This is a genomic window from Niallia sp. FSL W8-0635, from assembly GCF_038007965.1.
GTDB lineage: Bacteria > Bacillota > Bacilli > Bacillales > Cytobacillaceae > Niallia.
In genome coordinates this window covers 1,812,866-1,834,646 of record NZ_JBBOYD010000001.1, presented here as the reverse complement: position 1 = coordinate 1,834,646, position 21,781 = coordinate 1,812,866, and the positions used below count along the sequence as shown (strand labels likewise).

Annotated in this window: 16 protein-coding genes; 1 reads left to right on the top strand and 15 read right to left on the bottom strand. The window is 37.5% G+C overall.

Annotated elements, in window-relative coordinates; translation table 11 throughout:
• Nucleotides 1-4 precede the first annotated feature (4 nt).
• The 3 genes from remA to NYE52_RS08540 all read right to left on the bottom strand — a co-directional run bounded on the left by remA (nt 5) and on the right by NYE52_RS08540 (nt 4,208).
• Complete coding sequence (gene remA, locus NYE52_RS08550; protein WP_016201046.1) at nt 5-268, bottom strand: extracellular matrix/biofilm regulator RemA; 264 nt, start codon at nt 266-268, stop codon at nt 5-7.
• Between the two features lie 60 nt (nt 269-328).
• Complete coding sequence (locus NYE52_RS08545; protein WP_341192684.1) at nt 329-1,204, bottom strand: YicC/YloC family endoribonuclease; 876 nt, start codon at nt 1,202-1,204, stop codon at nt 329-331.
• Nucleotides 1,205-1,529: 325 nt separating this feature from the next.
• On the bottom strand, nt 1,530-4,208 hold the full coding sequence (locus tag NYE52_RS08540) for a calcium-translocating P-type ATPase, SERCA-type (RefSeq protein ID WP_341192683.1): 2,679 nt from the start codon (nt 4,206-4,208) through the stop codon (nt 1,530-1,532).
• Between the two features lie 320 nt (nt 4,209-4,528).
• Here NYE52_RS08540 and NYE52_RS08535 point away from each other — a divergent pair, with 320 nt between their 5' ends.
• Nucleotides 4,529-6,259 (top strand): Rqc2 family fibronectin-binding protein, encoded by a 1,731-nt coding sequence (locus NYE52_RS08535; RefSeq protein ID WP_341192682.1) that lies wholly within the window; start codon nt 4,529-4,531, stop codon nt 6,257-6,259.
• 44 nt (nt 6,260-6,303) lie between these two features.
• Here NYE52_RS08535 and NYE52_RS08530 read toward each other — a convergent pair whose 3' ends face one another.
• From NYE52_RS08530 to NYE52_RS08475, 12 genes are all read right to left on the bottom strand, one after another.
• Nucleotides 6,304-7,791 carry a glycoside hydrolase family 5 protein gene (locus NYE52_RS08530; RefSeq protein WP_341192681.1) on the bottom strand — a complete coding sequence of 496 codons (1,488 nt, stop codon included), beginning with the start codon at nt 7,789-7,791 and terminating at the stop codon, nt 6,304-6,306.
• 192 nt (nt 7,792-7,983) lie between these two features.
• Nucleotides 7,984-9,366, bottom strand: coding sequence for an MFS transporter (locus NYE52_RS08525; protein ID WP_341192680.1), 1,383 nt, complete (start codon nt 9,364-9,366; stop codon nt 7,984-7,986).
• A 335-nt stretch (nt 9,367-9,701) separates the two neighbouring features.
• Nucleotides 9,702-10,736, bottom strand: a complete 1,035-nt coding sequence (locus NYE52_RS08520) for a CdaR family transcriptional regulator (protein WP_341192679.1) — start codon at nt 10,734-10,736, stop codon at nt 9,702-9,704.
• A gap of 30 nt (nt 10,737-10,766) precedes the next feature.
• Complete coding sequence (locus NYE52_RS08515) at nt 10,767-11,909, bottom strand: glycerate kinase family protein (protein WP_341195140.1); 1,143 nt, start codon at nt 11,907-11,909, stop codon at nt 10,767-10,769.
• Between the two features lie 354 nt (nt 11,910-12,263).
• Entirely contained in the window at nt 12,264-12,881 is a 618-nt protein-coding gene (gene pyrE / locus NYE52_RS08510) for an orotate phosphoribosyltransferase (RefSeq protein WP_341192678.1), read from the bottom strand.
• Nucleotides 12,878-13,594, bottom strand: a complete 717-nt coding sequence (gene pyrF, locus NYE52_RS08505) for an orotidine-5'-phosphate decarboxylase (RefSeq protein WP_341192677.1) — start codon at nt 13,592-13,594, stop codon at nt 12,878-12,880. The genes pyrE and pyrF overlap by 4 nt, the downstream gene beginning before the upstream one ends.
• On the bottom strand, nt 13,566-14,507 hold the full coding sequence (locus tag NYE52_RS08500) for a dihydroorotate dehydrogenase (protein WP_341192676.1): 942 nt from the start codon (nt 14,505-14,507) through the stop codon (nt 13,566-13,568). Before NYE52_RS08500 ends, pyrF begins: the two co-directional genes overlap by 29 nt.
• A complete protein-coding gene (locus tag NYE52_RS08495; RefSeq protein ID WP_341192675.1) occupies nt 14,504-15,283 on the bottom strand; it encodes a dihydroorotate dehydrogenase electron transfer subunit in 780 nt (259 codons plus the stop codon). Before NYE52_RS08495 ends, NYE52_RS08500 begins: the two co-directional genes overlap by 4 nt.
• Nucleotides 15,280-18,492 carry a carbamoyl-phosphate synthase large subunit gene (carB, locus tag NYE52_RS08490; protein ID WP_341192674.1) on the bottom strand — a complete coding sequence of 1,071 codons (3,213 nt, stop codon included), beginning with the start codon at nt 18,490-18,492 and terminating at the stop codon, nt 15,280-15,282. The genes NYE52_RS08495 and carB overlap by 4 nt, the downstream gene beginning before the upstream one ends.
• Nucleotides 18,479-19,576 carry a carbamoyl phosphate synthase small subunit gene (locus NYE52_RS08485; protein ID WP_341192673.1) on the bottom strand — a complete coding sequence of 366 codons (1,098 nt, stop codon included), beginning with the start codon at nt 19,574-19,576 and terminating at the stop codon, nt 18,479-18,481. The genes carB and NYE52_RS08485 overlap by 14 nt, the downstream gene beginning before the upstream one ends.
• Entirely contained in the window at nt 19,573-20,859 is a 1,287-nt protein-coding gene (locus NYE52_RS08480; RefSeq protein ID WP_341192672.1) for a dihydroorotase, read from the bottom strand. Before NYE52_RS08480 ends, NYE52_RS08485 begins: the two co-directional genes overlap by 4 nt.
• A complete protein-coding gene (locus tag NYE52_RS08475; protein WP_341192671.1) occupies nt 20,825-21,763 on the bottom strand; it encodes an aspartate carbamoyltransferase catalytic subunit in 939 nt (312 codons plus the stop codon). Before NYE52_RS08475 ends, NYE52_RS08480 begins: the two co-directional genes overlap by 35 nt.
• Nucleotides 21,764-21,781: the final 18 nt, after the last annotated feature.

Genomic DNA, 21,781 nt, shown 5'->3' with positions numbered 1-21,781 from the left:
TCTCCTACCCTTCCTCTATAATCTCATCACGATCATTTAATCGATGTGCAACCGTTTCTGGTTGAACTGCTGAAAGAACAACATGATCGCTATCCATAACGATAACAGCTCGCGTTCTTCTTCCATAAGTAGCATCTATTAATGATCCTCTATCCCTAGCATCTTGAATAATGCGTTTAATGGGAGCAGATTCTGGACTGACAATAGAGATAATTCTATTCGCAGAAACTATATTTCCAAAACCAATATTAATTAATTTAATGGACATTCGCCTTCTCCAATCCTATTATTTGTAGTTTTAACTAGGAAGATTTATTCTAAACCCGTTTTATTCAATGTTTTGGATTTGTTCTTTCATTTTTTCCAAGCTACTTTTCATTTCGACAACAATTGTTCCTATATCGGCTGAATTAGCTTTGGAACCAATGGTATTCACTTCACGATTCATTTCCTGCAATAGGAAATCAAGCTTTCTTCCTATCGGGTTTTTTTCTTCCATAATTTGATAAAACTGTCTAATATGACTATGTAATCTAACCAATTCCTCATTAATATCTGCTTTATCTGCAAAGATTGCCACTTCTGTAATAAGTCGTGCTTCATCTATCGGTTCCGGCAAATAGCTTTCTATCCGTGTTTTTAACTTTTCGCGGTATTGTGTAATCACTTCAGGAGCTAATGACTGCAATTGTTTAACCCATGCTTCTATATGCTTTAGGTTGTTTTCTAAGTCTTTATATAACTCTAAACCTTCTACTGCTCGCATATTATTTAACTGGATAACAGCTTCTTCTACTGTAGCAAGTAATACTTCTCCGAGTTTCTCCATATCAAGCTCTCGTTCTACTATTTGAAAACATTCTTCTTGATTTAATAAATCACGAAGCGAGATTGGCTCTTTGATGGAATATTTGTCTTTTAATTGATGAAACAATTGATAATATTGATCGAGTAGTGGCCAATTAACGCTAATTTCTTGGCCTTTCTTCTCTTCATCTTCTAATGTTACAAATACTTCTACTCTACCTCTATGTATATAGTTTGAAATAATTTTCTTTATTTGATCTTCCAAATAGAGAAATTGCTTTGGCATCCGAATGATCTGATCGCTAAACCTGTGATTGACCGATTTTATTTCGATATGAAGTGTTGTATGGTGATATTGTTTTGTTGCTCTTCCAAATCCAGTCATACTTTTTATCATGCTGACACATCCGTTTTCTTAAAAATGTGCGAATTAATGTTGCTCATGCTTTTCCCGCAAAGTTTCGCTACTAACCCGCAGCCTGAATACACTTCGCTTTCCGTGGGGCGAGCGGTGAGCCTCCTCAGCTTCGCCTCCGGGGTCTCACCTGTCTCGCTAATCCCCGTGGTGTCTCCGTGTATTCAGGCTGCTTTATTATTCTTTAATAATTTCTCATCAGACTTGCATAGCGTCGAATATTTTAGAAAAAACAGCATTAAAAACTACATTAAATAAATAAAAGGTAATAGAGTGGTCTCTACTACCTTTTGGATTATAACATATTTTATTTTGATTTACTTAATAAAAATGATCCTGCAAGTAAAAAAGTTGGTACGGAGGCGAATCCGATGATCATTGGCCAATCTTTCATTGCTATTGGCAGGGTATGGAAGATCTCTTGTAGGAATGGTACATAGATTACAACTAGTGCCAGTACTAAGGAAGAGATTACTGCCCATACGAGATACATATTGCCAAATGGGTTTCTAGAGAGAATGGATTTTTCGCTGCGACAGTCAAATACATGAATTAACTGGGCAAGGACTAATGTGATAAACGCTACAGTTTGGGCGTATTCTAGATTCTCAGGATTATTATCGTACGCAAACATAAACGCTAATATAGTAGAAATCCCGATTAAGAAGCCTCGTGATATTACTTTCCAACCCAATCCTCTTGAAAATACGCCTTCATTTGGACTTCGTGGACCTCTTTTCATTACATTATCTTCCGGTCTATCTAGCCCTAACGCCATTGCTGGTAATCCGTCTGTTACTAAGTTCACCCATAGGATTTGTATCGGTACGAGTGGTAGAGGTAGAGCTAATAGCATCGCAAATAACATTACTAGTATTTCCCCAACGTTTGAAGCAAGCAAATAACGAATGAATTTACGAATGTTTTCGTAAATATTTCTTCCTTCTACAATAGCTGATTTAATACTTGCAAAATTGTCATCCATTAATACTAAAGAAGAAGCTTCCTTCGCTACATCTGTACCTGTGATGCCCATTGCAATCCCGATATCCGCTTTCTTGATTGCTGGAGCATCATTCACCCCATCACCAGTCATAGCAACCACATGTCCCCTATTTTGGAATGCTTGAACAATCTTCAGCTTATGTTCTGGTGAAACCCGTGCAAATACAGCAACATCTTCTACAATATCCTCTAATTCTTGTAAACTTAAATCTGTAAGTTCTTTTCCTTCCATTACCTTGGAACGATTATTGGCAATGCCAAGTTGTTTAGCAATCGCTTTTGCCGTAATGACATGGTCACCTGTAATCATAACTGTCTTAATACCAGCTTCCTTACACGCTTTGACTGCTTGTTTCACTTCCGGTCTTGGCGGGTCAATAATTCCTTGGAGCCCGATGAAAATCAAGTCCTTTTCTGCTTCTCTTTCGTGCAAAATAATCGTATTAGGAGATATTTCCTTATACCCAATTGCAATCGTACGAAGCGCTTGTGAAGCTAATCCGTTAATCGCTTCTTGCACTACTTTCTTCTGTTCACTGCCTAAAACTTGAGAGCGATTTTCAAAAAGAATGGATTTACTTTGACCGATTAACACATCTGGTGCACCTTTTGTAACAACAAACTGTCGCCCAGATGGATCCTTCACGATGACACTCATCATTTTTCTTGTTGAATCAAAAGGAAATTCATTTACTATCGTAAATTGGTTTAGTAATTGGGAGCGAGTGAATCCTGCTTTCATTCCAGCTACTAAAATAGCTCCTTCTGTCGGATCACCATTTAACACATATTCTCCCTCTTTTTGCAGAATCTCTGCATGGTTACAAAGCATCCCAAATGTTAATAATTGCTGGAGCGCCTTATCATTGGTTGGATTGACTATTTTTTCACCCACATAAAATTTCCCTTGTGGTTCATATCCTGTTCCATCTACTGTATATGTTTTGCCGCCAATCCATGTTCTTGTCACCGTCATTTTATTTTGCGTTAAGGTACCTGTTTTATCGGAGCAGATAACAGAAGCGCATCCAAGCGTTTCTACTGCAGGTAGCTTACGGACAATTGCATTTTTGCGAATCATCTTCTGAACGCCAAGTGACAAGGCGATCGTAACAATCGCTGGCAACCCTTCTGGTATTGCTGCAACAGCTAATGAAACACCTGCAAGCACCATTGTGTATAAATCATTTCCTTGAAGAACACCGATTACTACCACTAACACCGTTAATAGCAGGGCTGTAACAATTAGAATTTTTCCTAATTGCTCAAGACGTCTTTGCAATGGTGTTGTAACAGAATCAGCATTTTGCAGCAGGTCCGCAATTTGCCCCATCGCTGTCTTCATTCCCGTACCGATTACAACCCCAACACCGCTCCCACGAGAAACCATGGTACCCATAAAGCCCATGTTCTCCATATCACCGAGTGCTAAATTATTGTTCTTAATGGCAGATACGGTCTTTGGAACAGGGACTGATTCACCTGTTAACGCAGATTCCTCGACCTCTAAACTTCTAGACTCTATTATTCTTACATCTGCACCAATTCGATCACCACTAGTAAATTTAATGACATCACCAGGAACTAATTCCTTGGATAAAATATTGACCCATTCCCCATTACGAAGGGCATGTACATGTGGCTGTGATAATTCCTTTAAAGCAGATAAAGATTTCTCTGCCCGAATCTCCTGAAAAAAGCCAATAAAACTATTGAGAATGATGATTGCAATAATGGCAATCGCATCAATATATTCGCCCAATAAACCTGAAACAAGCGTTGCAGCTAAAAGAACTAGTACCATAAAATCCTTGAATTGACTGAAGAAAATAAGCAATAATGATTGCTTTTCCCCTTCCTCTAATTCATTGAATCCAAATTTCTTTCGTCGCTTTTCCGCTTCTTCATCCGTTAACCCAGCCGAAAAATCAGTATTCAATGTTTGTTCTACTTCTTTTTCGTTCATTTCATGATAGTTCATCCGGCCATCTCACTTCCCCCTTTTTCATTCACCGTTCGCTAAATGTATCTTGCGAAGTAGTATGTAGTAGTTCTGAACAAAAGGTTAGCAATTCTAACTAACATACATAGTTGTCCCAACACCACTCTATGGAAATCATATTCAGGCTTGGCCGAAAAAATGCTATCAGGGATAGATTTTTATTTCGATTTTAAATTGGAAGTTATTTCGTCTTTTCACATAAAGCTAATTTTTCTCTAGATAGCCTACCAAATCCTTGTATTTCTTCGGAATTAAAGATAGAGTAAAGAGGGAAATTATTATAAATGAGGTTGTTAGTTATGTCATTTGATGGTTTATTCACAAGAGCAATGTCTCTTGAATTAAAAGAGCTTTTACTAGGAGGCAGAATTAATAAAGTTCAGCAGCCTTTTACGAATGAAATTATTTTATCTGTTCGTGCAAATGGAAAAAATCAAAAATTGCTTTTATCTGCACATCCAAGCTATGCACGAGTTCAAATTACCGAAGAATCCTATGAAAATCCAAAAGAACCACCAATGTTTTGTATGCTCCTCCGCAAGCATTTAGAAGGTTATTTTATAGAAGACATTTATCAGATAGATAATGAACGAATCATTGTTTTTGAGATTAGAGGAAGAAATGAAATTGGCGATACTTCGTATAAAAAATTGATGATTGAAATTATGGGTAGACACAGTAACATTATCTTAGTCGATCGCGACAAAAATACCATTCTAGATAGTATTAAACATATTTCCTATGCTGTTAATAGTCATCGAGCCATTCTTCCTGGCTATGAGTATAAAGCTCCACCAAAACAGGAGAAACAGGATCCTTATACAGCTACAGAGGAAGATGTTTTAAGAGCAATTGATTTTAATAGTGGAAAATTGGACAAGCAGCTTGTACAGCAATTCGCTGGATTCTCTCCATTAATTGCCAAAGAAATTTTCCATCATGCTGGTCTCGCTAACCGTGATACACTGCCAAAGGCTTTTCTTGCTGTAATGGATCCAATAAAAAAAGGCAGCTATGCTCCTTCTATTATGGATACTCCCGATAAAGAATATTTTTATTTTCTGCCAATCGAGCATGTGAAAGGTAATGTTAAACCTTTCCCTACATTAAGCAAAATGCTCGATCGCTATTATTTCGGAAAAGCAGAACGAGATCGGGTCAAACAACAAAGCAATGATCTTGAACGCTTTATCGTGAATGAACGAGATAAAAATAGCAAAAAGATTAAAAAACTAGAACGTTCTTTAATGGAAGCAGAGAATGCCGAGGAATATCAGTTACTAGGAGAGCTTTTAACAGCCAATTTATATGCAGTAAAAAAAGGGATGGCTGAAGTAGAAGTAATTAATTATTATGATGAGGATAGCAAGATGGTTAAGATTCCTCTTAATCCTAGACTATCCCCTTCTGAAAATGCACAAAAATATTTTACTAAATATCAAAAAGCGAAAAAATCTATTGATATTATCAAGGAACAAATTCAACTAGCCGAACAAGAATATGAGTATTTTGAAACATTATATCAACAAATTCTTGCTGCCTCTCCAAAAGATATTCAAGAAATTCGCGAGGAGCTAGTAGAAGAAGGCTATTTAAGAGAAAGACAGAAAAAGCAAACAAAGAAATCACAAAATGTAAAACCAGTACTTGATTACTATCTTTCCGATGATCAAACGGAGATTATCGTCGGTAAAAACAATAAACAGAATGATTATTTGACCAATAGAGTTGCTGCAAGAGATGAAATTTGGCTGCATACAAAGGATATTCCTGGATCCCATGTCGTGATACGGAGCAAGGAACCTTCGGAGGAAACAATTCTGCAAGCAGCAAAATTAGCCGCCTATTTTAGCAAAGCCCGCCAATCAAGCTCTGTACCTGTAGACTATACCCTAGTCCGCCACGTGAAAAAGCCTAGCGGTGCAAAACCAGGCTTTGTTATCTATGATAATCAGCAAACTGTTTATGTAACGCCAGATGAAGAGACAGTTATTCGATTGAAAGAGAAACGTAATAATACAGCAGTATAAAAAAACGGGGAGAAATAATTTATTTCTCCCCGTTTTTTTATTTATCACTGCTCTACTTTTAAGGAACTATGTTTATTATTTGTATGCTTTTCCAATACATTTAGCAAACCTTCATTTACTTTACAGTTTTTAAAAGCAAAGGACTGCATAATAAGATCAATTTCTTCTTCAGAAAGATCTTTAAAAATCTTTGCATACTCTGGTTGGATCAATGCTCCAGCATAAATAGTTAAAATTGCTTGTGACAGGCTGGATAGATTAAAGCTGTGAGACATTTCTGGATTAACCACCTCTTCAAGATGAGTTGCTAGTTCTTCAACAGATTGTCTTGCCTTAAATCCTGGTAACCATATCATCCAATCATCTGTATTAAGGGCATGCTTCATTTTGAAAATGGCCGAAACCTTCTGTAAATATTCAGATTCTGGATCGAGTGTTACTAAGCCCATTACTCCTACATCTTTATATGTCCAAGTTGTCCAGTGTGCACCAAATTCCTCAAAGATACCTAATTGATCATCCATCGCATCTAGGCGGTCGGAAATCTCATTTTCTGGCCCATTATATACGGAACCAAATTCCCCTACCCAAAGAGGAACATTATATTTTTCTGCAAATTGTGTCCCTTCATGACTATTAAATACTTCCTTTTGAACGTCTAAATCCCAATGCTTTCCACTTTCAACACGAGCAGTCTTTGCATCAGCTATACCTGGATAAGGGCCAGGTCCAAATCCTGCAGCAGTATAATTATGGCTACTGTAAACCAGATTGGTAGCAAAAGGTGCTTCTAATCCCTCGAATAACTTCGAGTAGTTATCTCCTTCAAGAAAGATAATATGGTCAGGATCAATATCACGGATTGCTTCCACCGTTCTTCTATAGATTCGATTCATCCTTTCCCAGTCTGGTTTATAATTCTTAAAGAAAGTGTGAGGGAAGTCCCCATGGGGAGTATTCACACATGGTTCATTCATAATATTATAGCCTGCAATCACACTTCTGCCATTATAGCGTCTTGCAAATTCTTCCCATAAAGCAATAAATCGATCTTGGTATGTTTTATCATGCCAGAAAAAGCTATGGCGCACATCATTATCTGAATGCCAATGCGTATTTTGATAGCCTTGGACTGCATGGAGATCGAGAATAACATAAAGCTCATGCTTTTCGCATAAATCAATGATTTTATCCAAACGTTCAAATCCCGATTCTTTATAAATAAATGGTGCTTCATCATCTTCAAAATGACGGTAATTTAAAGGAATTCGGATGGCAGTTGCTCCCCAACTTTTGATAAATTTTATATCATCTTCTCCGAAAAAATAATGTAATAATCGATCAAATAGAAACTCAGCTTTTTCTTTACCAATCGTTTCAGCCATTGTATAACGAAGTGCGTGTTCTGTTCCTGTATACCCATTAATAAAGTCTTCCATATTCATCCATCCACCAATACAGGTCCCTCTTAATTGAATTGGTTTTCCAGATGCACCGATAATTTTATTATTTTCTACTTGAAGTAATTCCATTATTATAATCATCCTTTCCTAGCAAATGTCTTATTTTTAAACATAAAATAGTCAAAAAATAGCGGGGAACTTTACTTATTAATTGACTATTTTATATCAAACTAACAGGAGATAAATTGTTTTCCAGATTGAAGAATCCAATAAACGCTGGAAGATTAATAGTTTTTTTTATATAACCTTATACAATCAAGATTATTTTCTAGTATTCAACACTGAAAGTACTCTTTTATGTTCCTTTTCATCAAGGTTATAGAAATAGATAGCAAATAGTTCAATTATGACAAAGACTGCTGGAATAATTGTCATTGTTATTAAAATTCCGTGTAAAGCAGTTGCTGTTTGAATTTGGTTGGCAACATAGCCGAAATTAGCTAGGATTAAACCTGGAATGATTCCGCCAATAGCCATACCGAACTTAAAGAAGAAACCAACTAAAGCATAAATGACACCGCTTGCACGTTTACCCGTTTTATATTCACCATAATCAATCGTCTCCGGAATTAACGCCCATGTAAAACCGCCTGCTGTGATTGTACCAATTGCCGCAATAGCTCTTGATGCAAAAACAAGTGGAACCATAGAAGCTGGCACTAGGAATAGAGCAATCAAACCAATTGCCTTACAAGATAGCGCTGTAAATAGTAATTTTTTCTTTCCCATCCACTTATACATCATTGGCATTAATGGCATAAGAACAAGTGCTGGAAGTGTTCCTAATAATCCATACCATTTTACAAGTTCTGGTTTCCCAACATTATACGTAACATAATAAATACCAACAGAGTTAACAATCGAATTCACGCCGAAGTTAAGAATAAAGAATAAACATACGATGAGAAGCGGACGATTACTCTTTAATTGAATAAATATATCCTTAAATGTAATCTTATCTTCTTCCTTATGAGAAATAGGTACGCGTTCTTTTGTATTATAAAAGCTATAAATCAATAAAAAGGCTCCGACAATTCCCATGATAGACATCGTGATTTGCCAACCAGTACTTGTTGCGCCAGATACACTTGTAAAGATTCCAGCTAAAAGTGGCACTCCGAAAGAAACAATTAATCCGCCGGTATTGGAAAATAGCATTCTATAAGAAGTTAAACTAACAACCTCTTTATTATCTTGAGTGATTGCTGACGTAAGGGCTGTATACGGAATATTAATAACGGAATAGGTTATTGATAATAAAATATAAGTTATATAGGCATAAACAAGTTTCATCGGGTCAGAAAATCCTGGTGTTGTAAAGCAAAGAATTGCTACACCTGCAAAGGGAAAAGCGCCATATAAAAGATATGGACGAAATCTTCCGTATTTTGTATTGGTTTTATCAACAAGTGTTCCAATAAATGGATCGAGAACGGCATCAATTAGCCGAACGATTAAGAACATCAATCCAGCTGCTGCAGCTGTGATTCCAAAAACGTCCGTGTAAAAGAATAATAGATAGCTACTCACTGTTTGATAGATAAAATTACAAGCTAAATCTCCAGTAGCATAGCCAAGTTTTTCTTTCGTTCTAATTTTTACTGTTGGAACCACCGGAATGTTCTCTGCGAGTCTTGTGTTCATATTTATCCCCCTTTTTTCTAATTATTGTTCATACAATATGAATGCTTCCTCGTATTTGGAGTGATTTCTATCACCTTTCCAAAAATAGTTATTTATCGAACAAAAGATTAGATAAAAAATTTTTTCTCTCACAGTTCTTCTAAATTAAGCCTTTCGCCCATTCAATACGAAAACGCAATGCCTACTATCACCTTTAAATTGTTATCGATTTCTTATGTAGGATGGTAGTACTAGCAAAGTATGCCATTATATCAGTGATACTTTTGATTTCACTCCATATTAGCGCTTACAAAATGATCAAATCAAAAAGAGCTTTATTCTCTATACAATTGCTATTATTTATACCAAATCATTGAACATAATAATTCGAATAATTCTAAAAACACTTTCGGATTCTTCCCAGTTAGATCCTTAATTTTTTCTAATCGATAATTCAAAGTATTTCTATGAATGTTCAATTTTTTCGTCGTGTTGTGAATATCGCCATTTTCTTCTATAAATATTTGCAATGTATGAAAAAGCTCCTTATTATTTCCTGACTTATCTAACCCTGCTAAACTGGAATCAATATTATTTCTTTCACAGGAAGCAAGATGAATAAATAATTTAAAATCATCATAGTAATAGACTTTTTCTGATGGCTTTATTTTATTTCCGACCTCCCACGCACTGTCTGCTTGTTCCAATGAAACAGCAGCTAACTCCTCCTTGTTACCGATTGCTATTTTTTCTATTTCTATTCTTTCTATTAAGCCTTTTATTACTTCCATCACTTTAGTTTGTTCCGTAATAAATAGAACAATTTTATTAGGATTTATGCTAGAGTAATGTCTAAAATCTTCTAAAAATGTCTTAAAAGCTTTTGTATTTAAATTTCCTTTGATGACGATTGCTTGACATTTCTGTGTAAGGTCAATTCCATAAAATTTTCCTTGTTGCAAAAATTCATCGTCATAGCATGTTTTTCTTAGTAATAATTCGTTATAAAATTTCTCACGCCTCATTCTGTCGTTTTGCATTTTCTTATTTACGCTTTCCTGTTCAATTAGTAATTTGGCGGTAGCGCCCACCAACTTACTAAATGGTCTCACTTCATCTGGATGCCCAGTAATTCCGATAACTCCTATAATTTCATCATTAATTACAATAGGTTCATTGACTCCCGGTTTCATTGACTCTTCTTCCATATAAACCTCATAGATTTTTTGAGTAACAAGAACCTTTGATGCTCCCTTATGCAAAGTTCCGATTCTTTTCTTATCTCCGCTTCCAAAAATAATTCCTTTTTCATTCATAAGATTAATATTATAAGGGATGATATTCATCATTTCCTTTGCTACCTTTTCCGCAATTTGTTTCGATAATTTCATCCCATCACCTTTTCTTACGAGGTATCCATTTTACATGACTAAATTCATCGATCGTATCATATTCTCAGAAGTACGCTCTAGATTCTGCTTGCCATTTGCTAACGCCTCCTCGAGCGTTGTTACTCCTTGCATGATACAAAAAATAGAATCAATTTTTTCATATAATGAATCAATATTATTACCGATTTTACCAGCAAAGGCCACTACAGGTTTATTATACTTTTTAGCGACCGAAGCAACACCTATAGGGGTTTTTCCAAATTTGGTTTGGAAATCTATACAGCCTTCACCTGTCCAGACCATATCCGCCCCCTTCACTTTCTCTTCCAATGATGAATATCGAATGACAATATCAATGCCTTTTTTTAACGTTCCATTTAAAAACACCATCAATCCAGCACCCAAGCCTCCTGCTGCTCCTGCACCTGGTACATTAAGAATGTCTATATGAAATTCTTCTTTAATTATAGCCGCATAATTCATTAAATTTCTGTCTAATTGTTGAGCGATTTCTAATGTCGCACCTTTTTGTGGTCCAAACACATAGGATGCTCCTTGCTCACCACAGAGGGGATTATTAACATCACATGCAACCTCAACTGATAGATCTTTTATGCGCGGATCCAAATTTTTTATATCTATTCTTGCCAGCCTTCCTAATTCTCCACCTCCAAACCCGAGCTCCTTTCCATTTTCATCAAAAAACTTTCCACCTAGAGCCTGTACCAGCCCAGCACCACCATCATTTGTAGCGCTTCCACCAATACCTACGATAAGTTTTTTAATATTATGATCTAGACAAGCTTTTATTAATTGACCAGTTCCATAAGTAGTAGTAATAAGCGGATTCCTTTCTTCAATTGCTACCAAATGAATGCCACTTGCACTAGCCATATCAATAATTCCTGTTTGGCTATCTTCTAAAATACCATATGATGCTGTCACTTCACGCCCAAGAGGATCTAATACTTTTTCATTGTATATTTTACCTTTATTAGCATTTACTAGCAATTCCATTGTGCTTTCTCCACCATCTGCCATTGGCACTTGGAGACAGGTAATCCGATTATTTGCTTTCTTAATCCCTCTTTCCATAGCCTCACATGCTTCTCTTGCTGTCATGCTCTCTTTAAAAGAGTCTGGAGCTAAAACAATAACAAAATCGTTTTTTATGAGTACTCACCCCTTTCTTTTTAAACAAAAAAGTATAGATAGCGCTTTCTATTTAAAAATATTACTCTATTTTTCTTTGGATTGATATAGTCATATTTACTAAAAATTTTGTACATTTGCACAAATTTTTTAGCAGCTTAATTCGTAATTCCTAATATATTGCGAATTTAATTATTATTAATGAAATTCGGGAATGGAAAGGAACAGTAGCCTATAGAAGTATTGAAAGGACAGTGTCTGCTGCGAAATAGAACTTTGTCCTTTTATCTGTTAAACTTCATTAAATCGAAATATACAAAAAAACATGAAAAAAGACGAATCCAACACGAATTCGCCTTTTTCCATTTAGTTATTTTACCATTTCTCTGGATTTTCCTTCCAAGCTTTTAAGCTTGCTAGATCCGCCTCTTCAATGTATCCTTTTTCTTGCGCTACATTTAATAAACTCGTATAGTCAGTTAACGAATAAGCTGTAATTTCCGCTTCTCCTAGCATTTCATTCCCTTTTGGCAGCTCATATGTAAAGATGGCAACTACTCCAAGAACTTCACAGCCTGCTTCTCGTAAACTCTCAACAGCATTGATAACACTACCACCTGTTGAAATTAGATCTTCCACCACTACCACTTTTTGTCCTTTTTCGACTTTGCCTTCAATTTGCTTACCTTTTCCATGTGCCTTTGCCTTTGAACGGATATATACCATTGGCAAGTCGAGAATATCACTTACCCAAGCCGCATGAGGAATACCTGCTGTTGCAGTTCCAGCTACTACTTCTGTTTCAGGGAATTTTTCTTTAATTAATCCAGCTAATCCTGTTGCGATATTTTTACGCACCTTTGGATAAGACAAAGTTAAGCGATTATCACAATAGATTGGCGACTTTAATCCTGAAGACCAAGTAAATGGATCATTTGGTTGTAAAAATACTGCCTTAATATCTAATAATTGTTCTGCAATTTCATGTTTCATATCGTGATGCCCTCCCACTCGGATTTAAATAATGAATAGCTTTCATATGGATTTTCTGCTCTTGTAATGGAACGTCCAACAACAATTGCTGATACCCCATTTTCTCTCGCAATCTTTGGTGTTGCTACTCGTACTTGATCCTGTACCGCATCTGTCTTTAAACGGATTCCTGGTGTTACCGTTAAAAATGAATCACCTAATCTATCACGTATCGCAGCGGCTTCTAATGTCGAGCAAACGACGCCATCTAGGCCAGCCTCTTTCGTAATCGTTGCATAATGTAATACCGATTCCTGTAAAGGAACTTTAATTAATTGCTCTTTTTGCATGCTTGCTTCAGACGTACTTGTCAACTGTGTCACACCAATACATTTCGCTCGTTTCATTCCAGATAGTGTACCCGCTTCGAGTCCCTCAACCGCTCTGGCCATCATGTCGATTCCACCAGCTGCATGAACATTCACTAAATCAACGCCTAAGCCAGCAATATTTTTCATCGCACTTCCAACTGTATTTGGAATATCATGTAGTTTTAGGTCAAGGAAAATTTGGTGATTTTGTTCCTTTAATTCTTGAATGATGCTTGGTCCTTCTTTATAAAATAATTCCATACCTACTTTTAAAAACAACGATTCTCCGTTAAACCCTTTTAAAAAGGAATGAACCTCGTCCTTACTTGCAAAATCAAGCGCGATGATAAGCGAATTGTTCATGCTTTCCCCAGCTCCTTCCCGTTACTTCTGAAATATGTTCAAATCCGTATTTATCTAATAGCTCAGGTAATTCTTCAATTATTTTTGGGCAAATGAATGGATCAACAAAGTTTGCTGTACCGACTGCTACTGCACTTGCGCCTGCATAGAAAAACTCTAATACATCTTCAGCAGTGGATACTCCCCCCATTCCGATAATCGGTAGGTTTACTGCTTGACTTACTTCATAAATCATTCGGATTGCTACAGGCTTTACTGCAGGACCAGATAATCCTCCCGTTTTGTTGGCTAGAATTGGCTTGCCTGTCTTTAAATCAAGGCGCATGCCAACAAGGGTGTTAATCATCGTAATTCCATCTGCTCCTCCAGCTTCCACCGCTTTTGCCATCTCAACAATATTCGTTACATTTGGTGAAAGCTTTACATATACCGGAACTTCTGACACTTCCTTCACCTTTTTCGTTAATTCCTTGGCAACCTCTGGAATCGTTCCAAAAGCAATGCCTCCTGTTTTTACATTCGGACAAGAAATGTTTAATTCTAGTGCGGCAACATTTGATGCTTTTGAAATTTCCTTCGCAACAGCAACATAATCCTCTTCCACTGATCCCGCGACATTCGCAATGATTGGCACATCAAATTGACTTAGCCAAGGCAATTCTTCCCCAACCACTTTTTTTAGACCTGGGTTTTGAAGACCAATGGCATTTAGCATCCCAGAAGTAGTCTCAGCTACTCTTGGTGTTGGATTTCCAAAGCGTGGTTCCACCGTAGTTGCTTTTATCATGATGGCACCAAGCTTGCTTAAATCATATAAATTGCTGTATTCCCGTCCAAATCCAAAACAGCCAGAAGCAGGCATAATTGGGTTTTTAAGCTGTAATCCCGGAAGATTTACTTCAAGTCGGTTCATAGGACAACCTCCCCTGTTCTAAATACTGGTCCATCTGTACATACCTTTTTATAGCTGAATCCCGTTGGATCATCTGCTGTATGACACACACAAGCGAAGCATGCGCCAATCCCACACCCCATTCTTTCTTCTAAAGAAATATAGACTTTTTTATCTGGGAATGTTTTTTCTAAATTTTTAAGCATCGGCGTTGGTCCACAGGAATATAATACGTCAAATTCCAGATTTTCTTGAAAAATAACGTCTGTGACAAAGCCTTGTGTACCATGGCTACCATCTACTGTAGCGATATACGTATCCCCAAGTGAGGCAAACTTTTCTTCATAAAATGCAACGGATTCTGTTTGAAAGCCTAATACAGCAACAACCTTTACCCCTTTGGCAACTAGACGATTGGCTAATTCATATAAAGGCGGAACACCAATTCCTCCACCAACTAATAAGGCTGTCTGCCCAGTCTTGCTTTCTTCAACTGGGAATCCATTTCCTAAAGGACCAAGAATGTCAATCGCTTCTCCAGCTTGCTTTTTGGCAAGAAGCTTTGTGCCCGCTCCTTCTGCTCGGTAAATCATCGTAAATGTTTTACTTTCCTGATCAATCCGGCAAATACTAATGGGGCGTCTTAATAAGGGAGTTGTACTATCGCTTACCTTGATATGAACAAATTGACCTGGCTCGTTCATTTCAGAGACAAGCTCACCTGTTAAGGTGAGCTCCATAATATTTTCAGCTATTTCTTTCTGTTCGACTACTGTACAGATTTCGTTTTTGATCATACTAACACTGCCTCCGGTTGCGTTTTGCTCGGCTCCATTGCCTCTGTTGAGAATGTCATTGATTCTACTACTCTAAGTATTGCTTCAGCTGTATCTAAAGAAGTTAAACATGGAATGCCATTTTCAACAGATTCACGTCTGATACGGAATCCATCTCTTGCTGGTTGACTGCCTTTTGAGAATGTATTAATCACAAATTGTGCTTCCCCATTGCGGATTACATCAATTAATGTATGACCTTCTCCACCGATTTTACCGACTACTTTCACTGGAATGCTATTGCTTTCTAGGAACGCTGCTGTTCCGCTTGTCGCCATCAAGCTATAGCCGATATTTGTAAATCTTTTTGCAAGCTGTAAAGCCTCTTCCTTATCTTTATCCCCAATTGTCATCAGCACTGTCCCAAATGTTTTTATCTTCATCCCTGAAGCAATTAAGCCTTTATATAGTGCTTTTTCAAGAGTAATGTCTTTCCCCATTACCTCTCCTGTTGATTTCATTTCAGGTCCTAATGTAATATCTACTCTTCGTAATTTTGCAAAAGAGAATACTGGAACTTTCACATAAACACCAGACTTCTCTGCTACTAAACCAGATTGATAGCCTTGTTCTTTTAAGGTAGTACCCAAAATTACTTTTGTAGCGATTTTCGCCATTGGCACATTTGTAATTTTGCTTAAGAAAGGTACTGTTCTACTAGAGCGAGGATTTACTTCTAGTACGAATACTTCTCCTTTGGAAACAACGTATTGGATATTCAGTAGCCCTACAATTTTTAATCCTTTTGCAAGTCTAGTTGTATAATCTACTAATGTTTGCTTAATTTCAGCAGATAAGCTTTGTGGTGGATAGACAGCGATCGAATCTCCTGAGTGAACCCCAGCACGTTCGATATGCTCCATAATCCCTGGAATTACTACATCTGTTCCATCACAAATTGCATCTACTTCGATTTCTTTTCCTGTTAAGTAACGGTCAATCAAGATTGGCTGTCCCGGACTTGCTTTTACCGCATTTTCCATATAAGGAATCAATTCTTCATCCTTATAAACGATTTGCATCGCTCTTCCGCCCAGTACGTATGATGGTCTAACAAGTACTGGGTAGCCAATTGATTTTGCAACAACAAGAGCTTCTTCTACCGTTAATGCCGTTTTTCCGTCTGGCTGTGGTATATCTAATTCATGTAGACTTTGTTCAAACTTATCACGATCTTCAGCACGATCTAAATCTTCTAGAGATGTTCCTAAAATCTTGATGCCACGCTCTGCTAATGGACCAGCTAGGTTGATGGCTGTTTGCCCACCAAACTGAACCACAACGCCTTCTGGCTTTTCTAAATCGATGATATGCATTACATCTTCAATTGTAAGTGGTTCAAAGTAAAGCTTATCTGAGATACTGAAGTCCGTTGAAACTGTCTCTGGATTATTATTAATGATAATAGCTTCATATCCAGCTTCCTTAATTGCCCATACAGAGTGAACCGTTGCATAGTCAAACTCAATCCCTTGCCCGATACGAATCGGTCCAGAGCCAAGGACAACGATGCTTTTCTTATCCGTTACAATTGATTCATTTTCTTCTTCATATGTTCCATAATAGTACGGTGTTTCTGATTCAAACTCCGCCGCACATGTATCTACCATTTTATAAACTGGCACGATGCCTTTTTCTTTTCTCCAGTTATATACTTCAAGCTCTGTTGTATTCCAAAGCTTTGCAAGCTGAATATCAGCAAATCCCTTTTCTTTCGCTTCTTTCACAAATTCATAATCAAATGGATGATTGATTAATTCTTTTTCAAACTTGATGATGCCCTCCATTTTATAAAGGAAGAATAAGTCAATCTTGCTCCATTCATGAATCGTTTCAATGCTAACACCTCGGTTAAGTGCTTCTGCAATGTAAAACAATCTTTCGTCTCCAGCAACTCTTATTCGTTTCTCCAGTAATTCGTCACTTGTTTCATCTGCTGCATTGAGGGAGAAGTGATATACTTTAGCTTCAAGTGATCGAATCGCTTTTAATAAAGATTCTTCAAAAGTACGACCAATCGCCATTACTTCTCCAGTTGCTTTCATTTGTGTACCAAGGTTACGTTTTGCTGATTCAAACTTATCAAATGGAAAGCGTGGGATTTTACTTACTACATAATCAAGTGCTGGTTCAAAGCTTGCATATGTTTTTCCTGTTACAGGATTCATCATTTCATCTAATGTTAAGCCTACTGCGATTTTTGCAGCTAGCTTTGCAATTGGATAGCCAGTTGCTTTACTCGCAAGTGCAGATGAACGACTTACCCTTGGGTTAACTTCGATAATATAGTATTGGAAGCTATCTGGGTCTAGTGCAAGCTGTACGTTACAGCCACCTTCAATTTTTAGTGCACGGATAATTTTTAAAGATGTATTTCTTAATAATTGATATTCACGATCACTTAACGTCTGACTTGGTGCGACAACGATACTGTCACCTGTATGAATTCCAACTGGATCGATATTTTCCATGTTACATACAACAATCGCGTTATCATTGCTATCACGCATTACTTCATATTCAATTTCCTTGAATCCTGCGATACTTTTTTCTAATAAACATTGCGTTACTGGACTGTTTTTTAATCCACTTGTAACGATTTCTTCTAATTCTTGATCATTATGGCAAATACCGCCGCCCGTTCCACCTAGTGTGAAAGCAGGACGAACGATTACTGGATAACCGATTCTCTCCACAAATGCTCTTGCTTCGTCCATATTATGGATGATATCACTATCTGGTACCGGTTCTCCTAATTCATTCATCAAGTTACGGAAAAGGTCTCTGTCTTCTGCTTGCTGAATCGCAGATAGCTTCGTTCCAAGTACTTCAACCCCACATTCCTCTAACACACCTGCATCTGAAAGCTCAACAGCAAGGTTCAAGCCAGTTTGTCCTCCTAATGTTGGCAGGATAGCATCTGGTCTCTCTTTGCGAATAATTCTGCTGACAAACTCAAGTGTTAACGGTTCGATATACACTTTATCCGCCATTTCTGTATCCGTCATAATGGTTGCAGGGTTCGAGTTTACTAAGATAACACGATAGCCTTCTTCCTTTAAAGCGATACATGCTTGCGCTCCTGCATAGTCAAATTCTGCTGCCTGCCCAATGATGATTGGTCCTGATCCGATTACTAATATACTTTTAATACTTTTAAGCTTTGACATATGCGGCACCTTCCTGTTTGTGAGATTGTATCATTTCCATAAAACGATCGAATAAATAGTTAGCATCCTCTGGTCCAGGTGAAGCTTCTGGATGATATTGCACCGTAAATGCTGGATATTCTTTATGCTGTAAGCCTTCGATTGTTCCATCATTTAAAGCAATATGTGTTACTTCTAAGTTTGTATGCTTAATAGATTCTTCTTCTACTGTATAGCCATGGTTTTGAGATGTTAGAGAAACTTTTCCTGTTAACAAATCCTTCACGGGGTGGTTTGATCCTCTATGACCAAACTTCATTTTCTCTGTGTTTGCCCCACTTGCAAGTGCGAACAATTGATGACCTAGACAGATTCCAAACAGTGGTACTTTTCCAATAATTCCTTTAATTGCTTCAATGGACTCGGGCACATCCTTTGGATCCCCAGGTCCATTTGATAGCATCACTCCGTCTGGACTTAAATGTAGAATGTCTTCTGCTGTAGTATTATAAGGAACAACGATTACATCACAATCTCGTTTATTTAATTCTCGTAAAATTCCATGCTTCATGCCATAGTCTACTAACACAACGCGACTTCCACGGCCTGGACTTGGATATGGTTTCTTTGTAGAAACTTGCTTTACTTGGTCTGTGCTTAACGTAATCCCTTTTAATTTTGCGATTACTTCCTCTGCATTTTCCTCGATGCTGCAAATTGCTCCTTTTAACGTTCCATATTGACGGATAATACGGGTTAATTTTCTCGTATCAATTCCTGCAATTCCTGGGATATTCTTTTGTTTGAAATATTCATCTAAGGATAGTTCATTACGCCAGTTTGAAGGAAAATCACACACTTCTTTCACAATAAATCCATGAATGGCTGGCGTTATCGATTCGAAATCATCTCGATTGATGCCATAATTTCCTACCAAAGGATACGTAAGTGTGACAATTTGTCCACAGTAGGATGGATCGGATAGAATTTCCTGATAGCCTGTCATTCCTGTGTTAAATACTACTTCACCAAATTTTTCTGTATCGGCACCGAAGCCTTTTCCGATAAATACCGTGCCATCTTCAAGAATTAATTGTTTTTTCATGCGTGTACACTTTCCTTTCTCCAAGCAATCTTTCCACCAACGATTGTTGCAACTGGCCAACCTTGACATTCCCAACCAGCAAATGGTGTATTTCTTCCTTTTGATAAAAATGTTTCAGGGTCAATTTTATTTATGTCTTCCAAATCAAGAAGGACGATATCTGCATTCTTTCCTTCTTCTAATGTTCCAGCATCCAAATTAAAGCTTTGAGCTGGTTTCACTGTTAGATAATCAATTAACTGTTGTAGCGTCATTACTCCTGTTTTTACAAAGTGTGTATAAAGGAGTGGAAAAGCTGTTTCTAAACCAACAATTCCAAATGGTGCAAGCTGCATCGATTGTGCCTTATCTTCTGCTGTATGCGGCGCATGGTCTGTTGCAATAAAGTCTATTGTTCCATCTAATAAGCCTTCGAGTAGAGCTTTACGATCCTCTGCTCCTCTTAAAGGAGGATTCATTTTATAGTTCGTATCAAGAGAAGGAATATCTGTATCTGCTAATAATAAATGATGTGGTGAAACCTCCGCTGTCACGCGGATTCCAGCTTTTTTCGCATCTCTTACAACACGTACAGATTCTTTTGTGCTGATGTGGCATACATGATAATGACAGCCTGTTGCTTCTGCTAAAAGAACATCTCTTGCAATTTGCACAGATTCACAAACACTTGGAATCCCATTTACACCGTTCGCCTTTGAAAATTCCCCTTCATGAACACAGCCTTTATTAATGAGGCTATTATCTTCACAGTGAGCAACAATCGCCATATCTAATGCAGCAGCTTGCTTCATTGCTTCAAGCATTTGGCCTGCTTCTTGAATTCCCACACCATCATCTGTAAAAGCAAATGCTCCTAATTCTTTAAGTGCCTTAAAATCTGTAAGCTCAGCCCCTAATTGTCTAATGGTAATGGACGCATACGGTAAAACATTTACATTTGCCGTATTTTTAATCCTTTCATTTAAATTATGTAGATTTTCGACAGTGTCAGGAACAGGTCTAGTGTTTGGCATATTCGCAATCGTTGTAAACCCTCCGCGTGCTGCTGCCATTGTCCCTGTTGCAATCGTTTCTTTCTTTTCTCCACCTGGTTCTCTTAAATGAACATGTAGGTCAATAAACCCTGGAGCAACTATTTTTCCAGCTGCATCAATCACTTCATCTGCATTCATATCGATTTCCTTTGCAATCGTCTTGATCGCTCCATTTTCAATCAATATGTCCTTCTGTTCTAATTCCCCTGTAGTATTAAGCAACTGGCCATTTTTGATAAGTATTGACATGTTCATTTCTCCCTCCGATATTTTCTAATGATCTCTTTAAGACACTCATGCGGATAAATACACCATTTTCCATTTGCTTAAAAATTCTGGAGCGTTCGCATTCAACCAATTCATCTGCAATTTCTACATCTCTGTTCACTGGTGCAGGATGCATGATAATGCTGCCTGGCTTCATTTTTCTTTCTCTTTCTACTGTTAACCCATAAAGTCTATGGTAGCTTTCTTTATCAAAAGCCGCTCTTTCATCCCCATGTCTTTCATGTTGGACACGTAGCAGCATAACAACATCAGATGTTTCAATCGCTGTATCAATATCTTCATAATTTGCATCCTGAAGGACTGTTTCATCAAACCATTCTCTTGGTCCTGAAAAAACAACCTCTGCCCCGAGTCTTGTTAGGGCATCTGCATTCGACCTTGCAACACGGCTATGGCTGATATCTCCGATTATGCTTATTTTCAAGCCGTTGAAGCGTTGGAATTCCTGCTGTATCGTCAGAAGGTCTAGCAGTGACTGTGTAGGATGATGACCACAGCCATCACCAGCATTAATGACTGGTATATTTACCTTCCCTACTAATTCATTAAAGTAATGATCCTTTTCATGTCTTATGACAATAGCATTTACTCCTACTGATTCCAGCGTTCGAACAGTATCATATAGTGTTTCTCCTTTAACAACACTTGAGGTTGTTGTTTCAAAAGGGATTACCTCAAGTCCTAACTTTCTTTCCGCTACTTCAAAGCTGCTTTTTGTTCTCGTGCTAGCTTCGAAAAAGAGGTTTGCCACAAAGGATTGATTTGCTGGTTTCCACGTTTCTCCATTTGCAAATCGTTGTGCGTCTCTTAAGATTTCTTTAATCTCTGTAACGGTTAACTCAGTCGTAGTTAATAAGTTTTCCATGATACTACCTCCCGTTAT